Annotated in this window: 12 protein-coding genes; 2 read left to right on the top strand and 10 right to left on the bottom strand. The window is 58.6% G+C overall.

From position 1 onward, the window contains the following. The first annotated feature begins 833 nt into the window (after window positions 1–833). Window positions 834–2,183 (top strand): ATP-binding protein, encoded by a 1,350-nt coding sequence (locus ACWJJK_RS04675; protein ID WP_454128699.1) that lies wholly within the window; start codon window positions 834–836, stop codon window positions 2,181–2,183. Between the two features lie 31 nt (window positions 2,184–2,214). Here ACWJJK_RS04675 and ACWJJK_RS04680 read toward each other — a convergent pair whose 3' ends face one another. From ACWJJK_RS04680 to ACWJJK_RS04690, 3 genes are all read right to left on the bottom strand, one after another. Then, window positions 2,215–2,892, bottom strand: a complete 678-nt coding sequence (locus ACWJJK_RS04680; RefSeq protein ID WP_454128700.1) for a DUF1294 domain-containing protein — start codon at window positions 2,890–2,892, stop codon at window positions 2,215–2,217. Between the two features lie 163 nt (window positions 2,893–3,055). Continuing rightward, window positions 3,056–3,448 (bottom strand): Hsp20/alpha crystallin family protein, encoded by a 393-nt coding sequence (locus tag ACWJJK_RS04685; protein WP_077729294.1) that lies wholly within the window; start codon window positions 3,446–3,448, stop codon window positions 3,056–3,058. A 16-nt stretch (window positions 3,449–3,464) separates the two neighbouring features. Next, window positions 3,465–3,908, bottom strand: a complete 444-nt coding sequence (locus ACWJJK_RS04690; protein WP_156880645.1) for an Hsp20/alpha crystallin family protein — start codon at window positions 3,906–3,908, stop codon at window positions 3,465–3,467. A 218-nt stretch (window positions 3,909–4,126) separates the two neighbouring features. Here ACWJJK_RS04690 and ACWJJK_RS04695 point away from each other — a divergent pair, with 218 nt between their 5' ends. Next, on the top strand, window positions 4,127–5,227 hold the full coding sequence (locus ACWJJK_RS04695; protein WP_454128701.1) for a DUF1207 domain-containing protein: 1,101 nt from the start codon (window positions 4,127–4,129) through the stop codon (window positions 5,225–5,227). A 20-nt stretch (window positions 5,228–5,247) separates the two neighbouring features. Here ACWJJK_RS04695 and ACWJJK_RS04700 read toward each other — a convergent pair whose 3' ends face one another. The 7 genes from ACWJJK_RS04700 to ACWJJK_RS04730 all read right to left on the bottom strand — a co-directional run bounded on the left by ACWJJK_RS04700 (window position 5,248) and on the right by ACWJJK_RS04730 (window position 17,360). Next, window positions 5,248–5,937, bottom strand: a complete 690-nt coding sequence (locus tag ACWJJK_RS04700) for an alpha/beta hydrolase (RefSeq protein ID WP_077729297.1) — start codon at window positions 5,935–5,937, stop codon at window positions 5,248–5,250. Window positions 5,938–6,015: 78 nt separating this feature from the next. Then, window positions 6,016–6,192: a hypothetical protein gene (locus ACWJJK_RS04705; protein WP_208110108.1), complete on the bottom strand. Its 177-nt coding sequence runs from the start codon at window positions 6,190–6,192 to the stop codon at window positions 6,016–6,018. 16 nt (window positions 6,193–6,208) lie between these two features. Beyond that, window positions 6,209–7,114: a VOC family protein gene (locus tag ACWJJK_RS04710; protein WP_077729298.1), complete on the bottom strand. Its 906-nt coding sequence runs from the start codon at window positions 7,112–7,114 to the stop codon at window positions 6,209–6,211. Window positions 7,115–7,199: 85 nt separating this feature from the next. After that, window positions 7,200–12,359 carry a malto-oligosyltrehalose synthase gene (gene treY / locus ACWJJK_RS04715; protein ID WP_156880647.1) on the bottom strand — a complete coding sequence of 1,720 codons (5,160 nt, stop codon included), beginning with the start codon at window positions 12,357–12,359 and terminating at the stop codon, window positions 7,200–7,202. A 5-nt stretch (window positions 12,360–12,364) separates the two neighbouring features. Then, the gene (gene treZ / locus ACWJJK_RS04720; RefSeq protein ID WP_156880648.1) at window positions 12,365–14,572 is read right to left on the bottom strand and encodes a malto-oligosyltrehalose trehalohydrolase; all 2,208 of its coding nucleotides are present in this window, start codon (window positions 14,570–14,572) and stop codon (window positions 12,365–12,367) included. Between the two features lie 828 nt (window positions 14,573–15,400). Then, window positions 15,401–16,666 (bottom strand): glycosyltransferase, encoded by a 1,266-nt coding sequence (locus ACWJJK_RS04725; RefSeq protein ID WP_454128702.1) that lies wholly within the window; start codon window positions 16,664–16,666, stop codon window positions 15,401–15,403. Then, entirely contained in the window at window positions 16,659–17,360 is a 702-nt protein-coding gene (locus ACWJJK_RS04730) for a DUF5752 family protein (RefSeq protein WP_240502441.1), read from the bottom strand. The genes ACWJJK_RS04725 and ACWJJK_RS04730 overlap by 8 nt, the downstream gene beginning before the upstream one ends. Between the last annotated feature and the right edge of the window lie 239 nt (window positions 17,361–17,599).

Raw genomic sequence — 17,599 nt, forward strand, 5'->3', positions numbered from 1 at the left:
ATTCGGTACCTGTCCATCCGCGGGAAAGGGCTTGCCGGAGTCGAACCGGCCTTCCGGGGATATGAGCCCCGGCGCGCACCGGCGCCTTTGTTGGCTCCGCGGTCTACGTGGGGCATGCAAAAAAGAAGCCTTACCTATTAGATGGCGAGCTTGCTAATCTATCGCAAAAAAATGTAAAACTCCGTGAATATACTTATCTCTTAACTGTGACAAATGCCGCGAAAGTGGAATCGCCTATCGGCAGCATATCTCTTGGGAGGTACGATATGTTTCATAAAGTGACCGGCTCATTGGTTGTGCCGTATGTTTTTGTGAAGCACATCGGTTACGCTCGGCAACCCCTTATAGAGTCGTGTTTCTACTGCCTTTGCTTATGGCGATCGGTAGGCTTTCGAGTAGATTCTGGAGGGATATATAAAATGAAGCCTGCTGAAACCGGACAACCGCTATCAATCCACCTGTTATTATTTTGCATCCTTGATTTTGTTGAATGCCCGGCGCTGGTTGCCGATCTTGGTTTCCCCGTTTAAACCATGCCGGTCACGAAAGAGGGCGGTCTTCCGCGGCGGATCGGGAGATAAAGCAAGATAGCGCGGGAACTTAGACGCCATTTGAGCATCTATAGACGCTCGGTGATTGCCTCCTTTTCGGCGCCCATCTACAAGGGGAGGGGGCTTAGCCGGCGCTCTGTAGCAATGTAGCAATCCGATTGATTGGTCGATTGGAGGTGTGCAACCGATCGACTCGATTTAAGCTTCCCCACTTAAGGCCTATCCCCGTTGGCTATCAGTCCCGATCATTGCCGGATTTCTGATCGCCTGCGGAATCGAGGTATGAGTAGATTCATAGAGATACAAACCATGTGGGATAGTCTTCAAACATTAATTTCAGCTGACGGGCTCATGCCTCACGGATATTGCCTGCTATGGCGTCCTTCCTTGCTTTATCTGCATGTTTTTTCGGACGTCATGACGGCGCTGGCCTACTATTCCATTCCAGGCGCTTTGATCTACTTCGTCCTGCGCCGCCGCAATCTTCGCTTTCGCAATATTTTCTTGCTCTTCGGCGCCTTCATTCTCGCCTGCGGTACGACTCATTTGTTGGAAGCCTGGACGGTCTGGCAGCCGATCTACGAGGTGGAAGGTATTGTCAAGCTGTTCACTGCCCTGATTTCGGTCGTCGCTGCCGTTGTGCTATGGCCGTTGATCCCCCAGGCTCTCGCCATGCCCAGCCCGGAGGAACTGGAACAGACTAACCGGCGATTGATCAAGGAAATACAGGAACGCAAGGCGGCCGAGGAGAAGATTCGGCAACTGAACGCTAATCTGGAAGAGAGGGTTACGCAACGCACGCAAGAGTTAATGCAGCTTAACCGCCAGCTTAAATTGGAGATTCAGGAACGCAAGCGGGTCGAAGACAGTCTTCGCGATGCCGATAGCCGCAAGGACGAGTTCCTGGCCATGTTGGGTCATGAGCTCAGAAATCCTTTGGCTCCGATTCGAAACGCCGTGCAGGTCATGCGCAAGATCGGTGTGGCCGATCCCAAATTGGCTTGGGCGCGCGATGTCGTTGATCGTCAAGCCGGCCATCTGACCCGGTTGGTGGACGACCTGCTGGACGTTTCACGCATCATCAGGGGCAAGATTACTTTGCACAAGCGCGCCATAACGGTTGCCACGGTTATCGAACAGGCTCTCGAAACCAGCAAGCCGTTAATCGATGCTCGTCATCACGAACTCGCGGTTTCGTTACCGGAAGAACCGGTGCAGATTTATGGGGATCCGGTGCGTTTGGCGCAGGTTGTCTCGAACATACTCAATAATGCGGCCAAGTACACGCCTTCTGGCGGCAAAATCAGGCTGACGGTGGCGCGTGAATCCGCCCAGGCGGTCATTCGTGTACGTGATACGGGTGAGGGCATACCGGCCCATCTGTTGCCGAGGCTTTTTGATCTGTTCACTCAAGCCGAGCGTACCATCGACCGCTCGCAAGGCGGTCTCGGTATCGGTCTGACGATCGTCCAAAAACTCGTGGAGTTACACGGGGGCCGGGTCGAAGCCAGCAGCGAGGGTCCCGGAAGAGGCAGCGAGTTCGTCATCAGGTTGCCGGTTTCCGAAGAACTTGTGGAAGTCGGCGCTAGCGGAGAATCCCCGTCCGCTACGTTGAAAAGCGTTCATTCATGATCGGCCGGTTTCCGCCCGAACTTGATCAGGGTTAGGGCCCAAGAAAATCGACCGCGAGAAACGCGGCCCACGCCAGTCCGTGGCAGATAATAATGCCCCATAGGATTATCCTGTAGCGGGTCTTCCGTATCTTATGGCGGAAATCGTGCTGCGCAAGGAGCGCCCCCGGCCAGCCTCCCATCAACTCTATCATGTGCATGTAAAATTCCGGTATGCGCCATTGGCCGGTTATCGCGTGTTTCTTATCCAGTCCATAAAGCATGATGGCCAGCACGCTTAGGAAAACGTAAGAAAAGAACGGAATCGGATTGTATGTCCGCCAGATCAGATAGCACGACAAGAGGATGGGCAACCCGATCAGGGTCCAGAGAAATGGCGAACGCGGGGTGGCTAGGATACCCTCGGTCGGCTTTTTCGCCGTGATATCGACGCCTTTGATCGCGGCGTAGGAAAGGCGCCTCTTGCCGGGAACGTCGCGTGCCACGTTGTAGAAAATGATGTCTCCGACCTGTGGGCGCCGGCTCGTACCCTCCTCGAGTACGCTGATATGGACGAAATAGTCGTCGCCGCCCATGGATGGACGCACGAATCCGAAGCCTTTGTCATCGTTCCAAAGGACAAGGACGCCTTCCTGCAAGCGGGAATCGTCGGCGACGACCCGCCGCTTGCGGCCGGTCGTCTTTCGTTTATTGAAGGGGGCCGAGGTCAATTCAATTTGCCTTGTAGAACTTTGGCATACGCCTTATTGTTACCTGTGTCATTTGTAATCGATTTTACATCTGCCGGCTCAAATCCGGCTCGCGGATATGGCAAGGCCCGGCGCTTCCGAACACCGGGCCTCGACATCGCAGAATCCAAAAGGCTGGCTCCGGCTAATCCACGCGCACCTCAATCTTGCGCGGACGCAATTCGGCCCGCTTGGGAATTTTCAGAGTGAGCACGCCGTCCTTGAGTGTGGCGTCGATGTTGTTCGGTTCCAGTTCCGGACTGAGCGAGAAACTCCGGCGGTATCGCGTCGAACGGATGTCCGCATATAGCGCCTGGATGCCCTCCGGCATGTCGAAATGTGCATCACCCTCGATAAGCAGACTGTTCTTATCGACTTCTATATTAAGTCGATCTCTCGATACCCCCGGCATGTCGGCTACCAGCGTGATGCCCTCCGCATCTTCGCAGATATCGACCGGCGGGTTCAACACCACCTGACGCTCGGGTTTTTGGACGTCGGCGGACTGCCTTGTTGCAACATCTTGTGTCTCAGCCATGATGTTCTCCTTTTGCTCATTTCACTTCGATCTGCCGAGGCTTGGCCGCCTCGCGCCGTTGTACCCTGATGTGCAGAATGCCGTTCTCGCAGCGGGCTTCGACTCGATCCGGATCCACATCTTCCGGTAGCGTGATTGCGCGCCGGAACTCGCCGTCGAAACGCTCCTGGCGATAGTAGTTGGCATCCTCTTTTTTCGGCAATTTCCGCTCGCCCGAGACGGACAGCACGTTCTGCTGAATGGAGATGTCCAGTGTCTTGGGGTCGACACCCGGGGTAAACAAGTAAACGTCCACCTCGTCGGATGTGGCGCCCACATTCACCGGGGGGAAACTGCCGCGAGTGGCGGATCTGATTCCAATCGGCCAAGACCAACGGCCGAATAGATCGTCCATCTCCCGCTCCAGGCGTTGGAACTCGTCGAATAAGCTGCTCTCGAATGGCGTGGGTCTGTTGAACATAGGTCATACCTCCTTTTAAGCGGTTCAAACTCTTGCCGGCTGAAAGAACAATGGGGTCTCGGCCGCGATTTTCAAGAGATTCGGAGCGAGCGGCATACGCCAAGCCTTTCTTCGTTTGGCCTGATCGGCGCAAGGGCTCGCGGGTTTCCGGCATTGCCTGGAATTTGCCTACGGACTAAGATCACGCTGCACCCCGAATGGATTTCAGGAGTTATTCCATGCGCTCGCACTATGGATGGGTACTTTCCCTCGTTTTTTTCATTCCTTCTGTGGCTCAGCCGGCCGGCCCGAGAGACGATCGTTTCCTCGAAGGCTACGCTTCGGCCGTGCTCGACATGCGTTTCGGGCTGAGCGATGCGAAACCCAGCGTGAAAAACGGTCGGCTGGTGCTCGATCCGGATCAACTCAAAGGACGGAACCCGCAAACGGTCGCTGACGCTCTGCGTGGCATAGAGGGGTTGCAGGTCGAAGTGGGAAGACCCGGCAGCGCGTCGATTGCGGTTAGCGAGCCGGTCCCCGAGACTCAGCCGGCGCCATCTTCCGAAAAACTGACGCGCTATACGGGCTGGCTTCCGCCGGCCAAGGCTTTCGAGTCGCTGATCGCCGATCCGAAATGGCCGCGTTTCTCCGCATCCGTCCAGTTTTACCAGAGCGATGAAGAACTGAACACGGTCGGTTCCGCAAACTTCGGTGCGATGCTTCCGTTTTACGGATGGGAAGGATTGGGCGCCAGTTGGCAAGTCGGACTCCAGGCCGGCGTATTTTCGATTTTCAATCTGAACGCGAGTTCTACCGATCTGGTGAACTCCGATTTCTTCGTGGCGCTGCCGGTGAGCGTCAGAACCGGCCCGTTCTCGGCCCAGGCGCGCGTTTTCCACCAAAGTTCGCATTTGGGCGACGAGTACCTGCTGCGCAATCGGGTCGATCGCATCAATCTTTCCTTCGAGGGCGCCGATCTCTTGCTCTCCTGGAATTTCGGCGATTTCTTGCGCCTCTATGGCGGTGGAGGAGGGCTGTTCCGAACCGATCCGGGCGATCTCGAACCCTGGTTTGTTCAAGGCGGATTCGAGTTGACGAGCCCCTATCCAGTATTTACCGAACTCTTGTATCCGGTCGCGGCACTGGACATTCAGGCTGCCGAAGGAGGCGATTGGGACGCCAGCTATTCGGCGCGTGCCGGCATCGAGTTTCGCAGCGCCTGGCTGGAGGGTCGGCGCTTGCAGTGGCTGTTCGAATATTTCAACGGGCGCTCGCCGAACGGCCAGTTTTTCGAAAGGCACATCGAGTATTTCGGGACCGGTCTCCATTTCTATTTCTGATCAGGAGAGACCCGCTGGGATCAATGCAGCCCCGTTTTTCCGGCAAACCAACGGGCAGCCTCCTGCGCTATATCCGAGGGAACGCTATGGCCGCCCTCGAATTCCCGGTAGACAACCTCATAGCCGGCCCGCTTCAGCTGCGGCACGATGCGGCGGCTGCATTTGTCGATAGGCAACACGGTATCGTCCGTGCCATGGGAAATGAAAACCTGCGGATTTCCGCGCTGTACGGTGGATATCATGAAGCCCGGCGAAAACGCGAGGATATGGCTGAACAAGTCACCGTTCATGACGCCCAGCGAGAGCGCATAAGACGCGCCGTCCGAAAAGCCGCCGATCGCGATTCGCGACGGATCGACCGCATAGTGGGTAAACACATGGCTCAAGACCCGATCGACCTGGGTGAGGTCTACCCCATAGTCTTCGATGATCACATCCCAGGTGAATTCGTGCGATGCGGGCGCCGCCAGGATCAATCCGCAAGGATCGGCCAACTTCAAGAGAGGGGCCAAACCGTGCTGGGAATTGCCCCCGGCTCCATGAAACAACAACACCAGCGGAAGAGCGCGGCCTCCCCGATAGCTCTCTGGAATATAGAGATGCCCGCTACGCTTGGATTCTTCGAGTCTGAGCGGTAGCAGGCCGGTTGGGGCGGACTTCTTGATCTTTATCCGCTCCGGACGCGCCGAAAGATGTCCTATTTTGCTCATTGCGATACTTTTCCTTGAATGAAGATTCCAAGGTTCGAGTGACGCTCGGGTCCTTTTGTGAGCTCCAGCCGGTCGGATTCATCTCAGCGGAAATCCGATGCTCACGCCGGTACGCATATGAACCGGACCGTATCGGACACCTGGCCCGGAAATGCCGATACCGGCGTACGGCCTCACGCTGCTACAAGCGCTAAGTAATGGCGCAACGAGGATCAGCCCTATGATCAGGATGATCGGCCTTTTGGCTGCTTTCATGATCGGACCTCTTGCTTCATCGTGAAGGCGGTATTTGCTGAATGCCGAACATCGCTCCCGACGGATCGGTCATCACGGCGACCGTTCCCGAGCGGATGTCGGGGTGCGGAGCGATGAGCACCTTACCTCCGAGACTTTCCGCGCCGGCAACAGTTCCGGCGAGATCCGAGACTCGAATGTACGGCAGCCAGGCCGCTTGTCCCCCGGCCAGGGGCTGTCTTGCGAGTCCGGCCCTCGGAGTCCCTTCGCGCTTGAAGATGAGATACGGTTGCTTGCCGCTCTCGCGCGGCCACGAGTCGACTTGATATCCCGCAAGCTCATGGTAGAACCGTGTCGCCTTGTCGAGGTCCTCGGCCCACAATTCGTCCCAAAACCAGTCGTTTTCCTCGGGTTCGATGGGCTCGGGATCGCCCCATCGGGTACGGATTACCGTCAGCGGAGCACCGTCCGGATCGCGGATAACGGCGAAACGTCCCCGTTCCGGCGCGTTCACCGGCGTCAGCGGCACGGTTCCGCCGGATCGCTCGGCCAGCTGCACCGCGCGATCGACATTCTCGACCGAAAGCAAGCTAAGCCACTGATTCGCGGGGTGCGGCGGTTCGGTATCCTTAGCCACGAGACCGGAAATCGGACGTCCGTGGTTCCAGGCAATCGAATAGTCGAAATCACCTTGAGTGGAGTCGGTAAACCGCCAGCCGAACAGGCTTCCGTAAAAACGCTTGGCGGCGGGTAGATCGTCGGTCACGAGATCGTGCCAGACAAAACGGCCGGGTTGGTGGAGCCGCGTCTCGGTGGGCGAGATTGCGGGCAACTCGACCACACGGTCGGCACAGGCCGAAAAAAGTCCGAGCGAGACGATCAGCAGGACCGGGATAATGCTTCTACAAGTGTGTTTGAAAGGTTTGTATCTGATACGACGCATCACAAACTCCTGCCAAACGACCTATGGTGCTTTCGGATTCAAGGTGCTGCCTACGGCGGCTTCTTCTATCGGATGTGAAAACCCACTAATCCACCTTGACCAACAACGCCAGCGGAAAGCCCGAAAACAATTCCGTTGCCATCAGCGGGGCCGCGCCGCCAAGCGTTACCTGTTCCCGCGTGAGGCAGTGCGCATAAGTGCCGGCGACGGCAGGCGGCAGCGTCAGGCGGGTATCGTCCCAAACCGTCCCATCGCCCAGCGGCGATAAGGCGCCGTTGCCGAGGCGCAATATCCAGCGGGGCACCGCCACCAGCACCGTGCGCGAGCCGAAGCGGCGGAGAAACGCGCACAGGTGTTCGGCTTTTTTCCCCTCGGCTTCCAGCGGATGATAGCCGCCGCGGCGGAACAAATCCGGATCCTGTTGCCGCACTCGCAGCGTTTCCCGTGTGACATACAGCTTGATTCGCCCGTCGCTCATATCGCTTTGCATCTCACCGAGTTTCGGTGCGAGCTCCGGCGCAGTCAGTCCATCCCATGCCTTGATCTCGTTCAATAAAAGCTGTCGCCGCTCATAATCCGCCGGCCGACGGTTGTCCGGGTCGACCAGGCTGAAATCCCACAGCTCGTTTCCCTGATAAACGTCCGGCACGCCGGGAACGGTGAGCTTAAGCAGGACTTGAGCCAGGCTGTTGTGCAAACCTGCGCGGGTGATGCCCGACAGAAAATCGCGAAAGTCGCGGAGAAATTCGTCCTGCTCTCCTGGAGTTACGAGTTTCCGCAGAAAATCCGAGACTGCCCGTTCGTAGGGTAAATTCGGATTCAGCCAACTGCTGAACAGCTTGGCTTCTCTCATCGCCTTGACCATGTAGGCTTCCAATCTCTGCACGTAGTTCCCCGCGCTTTCCGGGTTCAGCTCTCCCAGCGGCCAGGTTCCGACCAAAGTCTGATAAATCAGGTATTCATCGTTTCTCGACGGGGCCGGATCGCCGTCGACCATGCTTTTCTTCTTCCGGTTGAGCTCGCTCCAGTTACGGACGCGCGCTATCCATTCATCGGGAAGCTCCGACAACACGTCGATGCGGGCCCTCACATCCTCGGAACGCTTGGTATCGTGGGTCGAGGTGCTCAATAGGGAATGGGGCCAGAATTGGCTGCGTTCTTCGTTACGGCGATGAAAATCGGCGAGCGAAACGCCGAAATATCTGGGATCGCCACCGACTTCGTTCAAAGACACGAAACGGTTGTAGCGGTAGAAAGCCGTGTCTTCCATGCCTTTCGCCATGGCCGGGCCGGTCAGCTGCTGAAATTTCATCGCGAACGAGACGACCTGTTCCCGATACCGGTCGCTCTTGCCCTCCGCCAGAATCGTCAGCAGTTCGTCCCGGACGAAATCGAAGATCGTAAGGTCTCCCACCAGGCTTCGTTTTTTCGCGTGCTCGACCGCGAGCTCGATGTAGTTCCGATCGGTTTCGGATATCCCCCGGCCGGTTACGTAGGTTCGGTAGACCGGAAAACAAGCGATGATTTCCCGCAGTGCATCCCGCAGGCTGTTCAGGCTGTAATCGCGGGTGCGGCGGTCGCTTTCCGCGATCCGGCTCAGCCGGTTGGCGAGCACCGTGAGTTCGCTGGAAAGGGCGACCCTAAGAATCAAGCGCTTTGATTGGTAAAGCAATTCGTCGAAATCGACGGGAAAACTGCAGAAGGACCGGTAGAAGGCATCCAGCGCCTGCTCGGCCCCCGGCCAGATGAAGAGGCCGTTGACCAGGTTGGCGAAGTCGTAGCCGGTCGTGCCATGGACCGGCCATTGGCTGGGAAGGCTCTCGTCCAGAGCGAGGATCTTTTCGACCACGACGTAGAACGCCCGAGCTTCCGATGTGGCGGCGGCCTGGTCCTCGGATTCCGCGGTTTCCGTCCGGGTCAACGCCAGCACGCGATCTTGCAGCGCCCGGCAGTAGGCTCCCGGATTGTAAAGTCCGTCCGGATGGTCGATCCTGAGTCCCTGTATCTTTCCCAGGGCGATGAGGTCCAGGACGAACCGGTGGGTGGCCTCGAAGACATCCTCGTTTTCGATGGACAAGGCGGCCAGATCGTTGGTATCGAAGAATCGGCGATAGTTGATCTCGTCCGCCGCAACCCGCCAATAAGCCAGCCGGTAGGCTTGATATTCGAGAAGCTCGTGGAGCCGGTCGAAACTTGCCGGAACGCCGGGCATGCCGTTGAACTCGCTGACATTCTTGGCGATGAACTGCGAGATGTCCCGGCTGGCTGCGCACAGCCGCGCCAGATGCTGCTTGTGGATTTCTTTGTCCCGGTTGCGTTCGTTGCGCTTGTCCTTGCCGGTCTGCCAGCGGCCGGGCAGGTGGCTGAAAGCCGTTATCAGGCTCTGAAATTCCGCGAGGTGGGAATCATCCGGACTGAGCGCGGTTTTCAGCTGATCCAGCCGGTAAGCCAGAATGCGCGGATATTCCTTGGGATCGATCGGGAACCGGTGGGGCCCGTAGTAAACGGAGAAGGAACCCTCCTCGGCGTCGAAAGCGAGTTCCAGCTCTCCGCTTTCCAATGCGGTTCCGTACGGCGACCCCAAGGTGGGCAGCAGGACTTTGCCGCGCAGATAGTCTTTGACCGGCGACCAGTCGATATCGAAAAAATCGGCATGATCCGAAGCCGGTCCATTTTCGAGCACGTCCAGCCACCAGATGTTGTCGCTGCCCATGACGCCCATATGGTTGGGCACCATATCCAGAATCTGGCCCATGCCGCGCCGTGCGAGCTCGGACACGAATCGGTCGAAATCTTCCTGGCTGCCGATTTCGGGATTCAGTTCGCCATGATCGACGATATCGTAGCCATGGGTGCTGCCCGGCCGCGCTTTCAGATACGGAGACGCATAACAATGGCTGATGCCTAGGTCCTGAAGATAAGGCAGGATTTCCGTCGCCTGGCGAAAGGTGAAATCGCGGTTGAACTGCAACCGATAAGTGGCGCGCGGAATGGAAAAGCTGACGCCCCCGGCTATCGCCGTCTTGCTTTTGATCTGGGTTTTCGGAATTCCGCTGCGCCTTTCGGCCAAGGCGTGCAGCAAGGCGGTGACGGTATCTTCCTTGCGCCACTGTTCGAATTCCAGCGGCAGTTTTCGCCGCCAGTTCGGAAAATCGTCGGGCGCGCCGGGGATCACGAGCTGGTCGGCCTGCCCGAGGGCATCCTCCAGCCGCAGCAGCACGATGTCGGCCGCGGTTCGGGACAGCAGAAGATAAACCGCGCGCACCATGTCGGGCATCATATCGGGCACGGAAATCGGATGGATATTGATGTCGGCCGGCAGCAAGTCTTCCTGTTCCAGCGTGACGAGCAGGCGAGCGCGGGCGACTGCCCGGGCCACGACGGCGTCGTGGCGGGCATCTTCGGAGGCAAAGAGCTTCAATGCCGTGCGTTCGTCCAGATCGCGCCCGAGCCAGAATCCTCTGAGGGGTGGTTCGTCGATCCCGGACGTGACGATGGCCGATTCCGGCGCATATTCCCGTGTAGGCAGGAATTTTTCGGTCTTCCAGTGGGAGAACAGCGATTCGCAAGGCAGCACGCCCGCGTGTTTCAGCCGTTCCATGATGTCCGCCGGAACGGTTTCGCCGTCGGTCGCCAGCACCAGACAGCGATTGCGCTGGCTTTCCAGGGCAAGGATCCCCAGGAGGTCCTCGAAGGGAAAGGCGACATAGCTGCCGTCCTCGGAGCTCCCGCCGGCCGGAATCCAGTACTGCCGGGCCAAGTCGGTCACCTTGTGCACCAGCACGGCGCCGACATGCCGCATCGTCTGCCGCAGACTGGCGGTGAAAGGGCGGTAGGCCGCTTCTCTCAGACTCGGTGGTGTAAAGGGCGAAATGGTGGAGACGCCGCCGTCCGGGCAGGTTTCGGTCGGCGGCGAACCGAGCCGGATGCCGGGCGCATGGTAGGTTTGCTGCGACCAGACTTCCGCACCGCCCGCGGCGGCACTGAATACGAATTCCAGGCATAAGCCGATACTCAAGCCGAGCTCCGCGGCGCGGTCCCCGGCCGACTGGATTTGCTGTTCCGCCTGCCAGTAGAGATAGGCATAGTAGTCGAGCCCGGCGGCATTTTCGGCCGCAAAGCTTTGTACCTCGGGAGACGACGGATCCCTGAATTGCGCCGGCCAATCGGTCCACGCCGAATATCCGGCGCCCTCGCGGGCAAAGCGTTCGCACAGCGCGTCGAACAGCGACTGATGATAAAGAACGGGCCCGCGCGCGGACTGATAGGCGCGAAAGGCTTTTCCGCGTTTGGAAAGCTTCCGCAAATGCTTGTTGCGGAAATGAGCGAAGAGCGATTCCAGGATGCCGAGCTTTACCGCCGCCACTTCGGTATAGTCGATCAGCTCTTCGGCGCGCAGGGCGCGTAGCTGCGCCTGGAATTCCGGATCCGCGACGGCTTGCTGCACGGCCTCGGACTCGGCGAAGTCGGGAATGGCTTCGACGTCGAGGTACAGCACATTGTAAAAAAGCCGGTTGGACGGCTCGTAAGCATTGCCGATTTCCGGCTTCACCGGTTTCAGGGCTTGGAGCGGACTCACCCGGATCATCGCTGCTTCATGCTCGGCGGCGTAATCGACCAAGCCCTTGAGATCGGTAAAATCGCCGATGCCCCAGTTGCGTTGCGAGCGTACGGCGTGAAGAGCCAGCGATAATCCCCAGACCTTTTGTTTTTCTTGCAGAACCGGCGGGAGATAGCAGCGCTCAGGCGTCACGATAAGGCTCATGCTGCCTTTGAGATTTCGCTCCGCGTACTCGACCGTCAGTCGGTGATAGCCCAGAGGAGGCTGAACCGGCAGGGTGAAGGCGTAGCGCCGATAGCACTGGTCCTGAATCGCCAGCTCGCCGACCAGCGCCAACTCGGCCGGGCAGAAGTCTCCGTCCCATCGCTTTCCATCGTCGAGTTCCAGAATCCACGTCATGAGCACATGATCGAGCTGACGAGGCACGGTACAGACGATGACGCGGGAATCCTCGCCCTCGCGAACGACCTTGACCGGCGGCAGGATTCGAAGCCAATGCTCATATTCCAGCTCGGCCATGATCGCCGGCAGCCGTGCCTCGTCGCAGGCATCGATGCCCATGGCCGCCAAGAGTTCGCGCTTGGTGTCGGCGGAAACGCGGACCGTTTCGCCCCGTGAGTCGACGAACTCCGTCTCGATGCCGCAAAGGCCACACAGCTGGTCGATCGCTTTAACGACGGGCATCAGCCTTACCTAATAATCTGTGCGGCCAAGAGCCGCGCCTTATTTCCTTCTCCCTTCGGGCAGAGGTATCTACACAAGTCTCCAAAGCCGTCATTCCGGCAGGGAAGGGTTGCGACTAAAGCAACCGTTTGCGATTGGATGCCGGAATCCAGAACACACGGATGTGAGAGGCCGTTGCCGTCCTTGGCTTCTGGACCCCGGCACTCCAATCGCAAACGGTGTCTTCGGGAAGGGCGTGGCCGGCGCTCCCGGCCAGGCCGTTTGCGATTGGAGCACCGAAGCCACCCTTCCCTGCCGGGGTGACGAGTTGCGTCGATACCTTTACTCCTTGGGAGAGGGGGGGGTGAGGGGCTTGGAGAAAGTGGCCCGAAGGGCTGGATGAGGGAGAGCGCGCTCTCCGGTCGCATGAGAAACCAGGCCGTTGACCAGGCGGGTATCCGGCCCGAAGGTAAGCTGTCGGTAATGTCCGGGTCGCTGACGGCTAATGCCGGATCCGAGGAAAGATCCAAGTTCGACAGCGGTTCTTCCCCAAGATTGGATAAGAGGATCAAGCTGCCGCCGTCATCCAGTTGCCAGACGACCGAAAGTCCTCGTGCGCCGAAGAGCTTGAAGTGTGAGCGGCCGGCGCTTATTTGTTTCAAAAGCGGGACGATTTGCTCGCGGCGGACCGCCAGTAGGGATTGGTAGAACGACTGCCATTCCCGATGTTTCGGAATCTCCAGTGCGGCCCAGTCCAATTTCGAGTTGAAGAAGGTCGAGGGGGCGGAAGGATCGGGAATCCGTTGTCGGAGCTCCGGGGCGGCGAATCGTCCGAAGCGGGCGAATTCGTTGCGTCGGCCTTCCGTCACCGCCTGGGCCAATTCCGGTCCGAAGTCGCAGAAATATTGGAACGGCGTCGGACAGGCGAATTCCTCGCCCATGAACAGCAAAGGCGGGGAAGGCGCCAACAGCAACAGCGTCACCGCCGCTCGGAGTGGGCGGGTTTCCGCCAGATCGGAGAGACGCTCGCCGAATGCGCGGTTGCCGACCTGATCGTGATTTTGCAGAAAGGGGACAAACGCGGTGGGCGGAAGATCGCGGCTGATTTCGCCGCGCCGGCGGTTGTCGCGATACGGCGAGGCTTCCCCTTGATAGGCGAAGCCTTCGGTCAGGGCGCGTCCCAAGTGTTTCAGGGGCGCGTCGGCATAATCGGCGTAATAGCCGTCGGTTTCGCCCGTCAACAAGAGGTGCAACGCATGATGCATGTCGTCGTTCCACTGCGCGTCGTACCGCCGGGGCGAACCGTCGGCCTCGCGCGCGAGATAATGAGCGGCGTTGTCGTCGTTTTCCAGTACCAGATGGACGTGCCGGCAGCTTCCGGGGCCGGCGCGAACCCGCTCCGCCAACTCGTCCAGAATATCCGGGCGCGAATCATCGACGATGGCGTGAACCGCATCCAGCCGCAGTCCGTCCAGGTGGTATTCCTCCAGCCAGTACAAGGCGTTGTGAATGAAAAAATCGCGCACGGTGCGGCAGTTCTCGCCGTCGTAGTTGATCGCGCTGCCCCAGGGCGTATGGTGCCGGTTGCTGAAGAACGGCTTGCCATAGACATACAAGTAATTGCCTTCCGGCCCGAAGTGGTTGTAGACCACGTCGAGGAACACCATGAGGCCCTTGTGATGAGCGGCCTGGACGAACTCCTTCAGATCGTCCGGCGTTCCGTAGCTGGCATCCGGCGCGAACGGCAGGACGCCGTCATAGCCCCAGTTCCAGCGGCCGGGAAAAGCCGCGATCGGCATCAGCTCGATCGCCGTGATGCCTAGCGAAGCCAGGTAGTCCAGCTTGTCTTGCAGTGCCCGAAAGCTTCCTTCCGGGGTGAAGGTGCCGACGTGCAGTTCGTAGATCACGGCTTCTTCCCAGGACCGTCCGGTCCACTCCTCATCGGTCCAGCGGAAGCCGGCCGGATCGATCACCTGGCTGGCGCCGTGCACGTCCGAAGGATTGAAACGCGAGGCGGGATCCGGAACGGCGAGGCCATCGTCCAGCCGAAACCGGTAACGGCTGCCGGCCGCCGCTTCAGTTGTCATGACCTCGAACCAGCCGTCGGCTCGCTGCTGCATAGTCAAACGTCGCTCCCTCTCGTCCGTTCCGAGGATCAAGTCGACCTTGTCCGTTTGCGGCGCCCAGAGTCTGAAGCGCACGCCGCCTTCCGTGATTTCCGTGCCGAATGGCATTGAGTGTTTTCGAATCATCGTTCCGATTTGGGTGTTTCCCTTCGAGTTATCCGGTAATAGGCTGGGATAGGCGGCAGCGTTCCCGGCAAACGGCTGAGTTGTTGTCTTGGCCAACCGAGTCGATAAGGAGTCGCTGACGCGACGGTTGTTTTGAATGTGGGTTTCCGAACCCACGGTCGGGATACTTTCTTTTGCTTGGCCAAAAGAAAGTATCCAAAGAAAAGGCCACCCGATTGCCGCTTGTCTCCTCCGCTTCTCGCTTTCGTCGGGAGGCGATCAAAGGGACTCCTGTCCCTTGATCGCCGCGATTCATCCATGAATCGCCCCTCCGGGTTATTCCCGCCGAAAGCTGCGGTGCTCGGCGCGGCAAACGGGAGTTAGAGTAATTTAAAAATTGACTGTGGGCGTTTTTTGCCCCGTATGGTGCGCCCGAGCATCGACGCCTTGAGCCGGAACCGCCCGAAGGGGCGCGGCACGATGCCGCGCGGCAACAAAGGCACATGGAAGTGCCTTTTGTTGCCCCCGGCTCAAGGCGTCGACGCGCAGGATCAGCGCGCCATCCGGGTGTCCTTTCTTTTGGGTCCTTTTCTTTGGACAAGCAACGAAAAGGACCTCGGCTGTGGGTCCGACAAACCGGCAGGACAGCCGGTTTGCACGGCTTCGCCGCCCGATAGGGCGAGGCCTAAGGATAGGCCGAGTGAAACCCACATTCAAAACAACCGTCGCGTCAGCGACTCCTTACCATCGAATCGGTTGCTACAGCGAACTCAGCCGCCGGGAACGCTGTGTCCTTCAACCGGGCTCTGCGTTCCCGGCCAACACCACCGATTACTGCCCTCTAACTCGAATCGCCCCCGCCAGCTCGATGCGTTCTCCCGCGGCGTGCAGCACGCTCACCATCAGGGTCAGGTATTCCCGAAGGTGGCGGGTGATCAGGAAGTTTTCGCGTACGAACTCCCGCGCTTTATTGCCCATTTCCTCGATTTTGTGCCGGTCGTGGAGCAGGTAGCGGATGCGCAGGGCCGCGCCTTCCGGGGTATTGACCAAAAAGCCGGTGTGATGGTCGATCACCTGGAGCCGAATACCGCCGGTATCTCCGCCGATGACCGGTTTGCCCTTCCATAAGGCTTCGGTGACCGTCAGGCCGAAGCCCTCGCGAAGCGATTTCTGCACCACCAGATCGGCAGCCCGCTGCAATGCATTGATGGTGCGGTGGGCGTCGGGCGGAAGGAGCAGGACATGTACATCGGAGTCGCCGTTCGCCGCCTGCCGCGCTTCGGCCAAAACGGCGTCTCCTTCGGGATCGTCGGTAGCGGAACCTCCGGCCAGAACCAGCTGAATGTCCCGCAGGAAATGCTTGGCGATTCGGTATGCTTCAATTACGCCTACCGGGTCCTTGAACTGGTCGAAGCGAGAGACCTGAACGATGATGGGGCGCGTCCGGTCGATACCGAAGCGCTCGCAGACGCTGTCGATCTCGTCGTCCGGCAGATCGACATTCTTGTCGCTCAAGGGATCGATGCTGGGCGGAATCAGGTATTGCGAGTGGGGCAGGGGCTGCACGAACGCGGCGAGCGAGAAAACGCTGGCGTCAAACCCGGCGACGAAGCCGCGGAGATAACGCCAGATTACGCGGTTCGGCCGATTGATATCGATATGGCAGCGCCAGATCCATTTGCCCTTGCGCTCGGGAATATATCTCAGCAGCGGAGCGGGCTGCGGATCGTGAATGAAAACGATGTCGGCATCGCTTAGAATCGGGCGCAGCTGTTCGGCGTTAAAGGCGTTGGTCTCTTCGAAGTTCCGCAGCCAGTCGTTGGGCATGTTCACCATTTTGCCCTGGAGACCATTGTGAAAACTCTTGGTGCATTGATAAAACACCGCATTGCCGGTGATCACTTCCCAGTGGGTTTCGATTCCGAGCTCCCGCATCAGCGGCACGTGTTTTTCCAGAATCTCCGCGACGCCGCCGCCGAGCCGGGTCGAGTTGACGTGGACCACGCGTTTGTCCCGCAGCGTTCCCGCGAGCTGATGCAGCTGATCGATGACATCCTGACCGACGACCTCGGCGTACGATTCCAACAGATTAGCCACGGCCCACCTCGCACAGGCAACCGGAGAACACGCGCGCCAATTCTTCGCGGAGACTGGTCAGCGAGGTAAAGTAGGGATCGATCTTGGCCAGACATTGACAGAGGCTTTCATAGCGTCCGTCGAAAGACTCCAGCCAGTTCCGAAAGTCATCCAGCCGGTTCTCGTTGCGCCGCTTGGCGTCGATGAAGTGATAGAAAATGCTGCTTACCGACATTTGTCCGATCCGGGCGGCAAGCTTCTCCGGGGTGAAAAACTGGAGATCGGTGCGAAAAACGACGGTGAGCGCGCGAATAAACTCGAACTGCTGATCCGGTTGCGCCCATGCCAGAACCTCGCGTTCATCCAGCCGCTGCTCGATGATCTCGATCAGCTCCTGGCGCAATTCGTCGAGCGTGTCATAGCTGTTGGGATCGACGACACTCAGGCGCTCGGCGAGCACCTTGTCGTGCAAAGCATGCCTGGACCAGGCGGCGAAGTCGTTGCTGTATTCGGGCTCGTCGAAGCGGGGATGGAGCAGATTGCCCCAGAAGTGAAAATAAATGCTCCCGGGATGAATAGCCAATAGCTGATCGCGCAGTTCCTTAAGGTTCTGTGCCCGTTTACCGGTCGCGATAGCCAATAGGGCGCAATCATTGACTATGAAAGGCATCGATCCGCTGGCGACGTTCTCCATGGCGATCTCTGGCTTGCCCATCGTTTGCGTACAATTCTCGAGCACCATAGCCAGCTTGGCGGTATTTGTAAATCCGTGAAAGTCGGGGTATGTCTTTTCAGCATCGGCAGGCCGGGAATAACACCTTTTCCCGCTGCGCGACGGGATAACGCAGTGGATTTGACACGCCCGTTCGTTGTCCCTGTGTTACAGTTTTAATCCTACGTACCGGTTCGTTGACAAGGCCTGGTTCGGGGAGTTTAAGCGCATGCTGGGGAGAC

This window comes from Methylocaldum gracile (assembly GCF_053646815.1).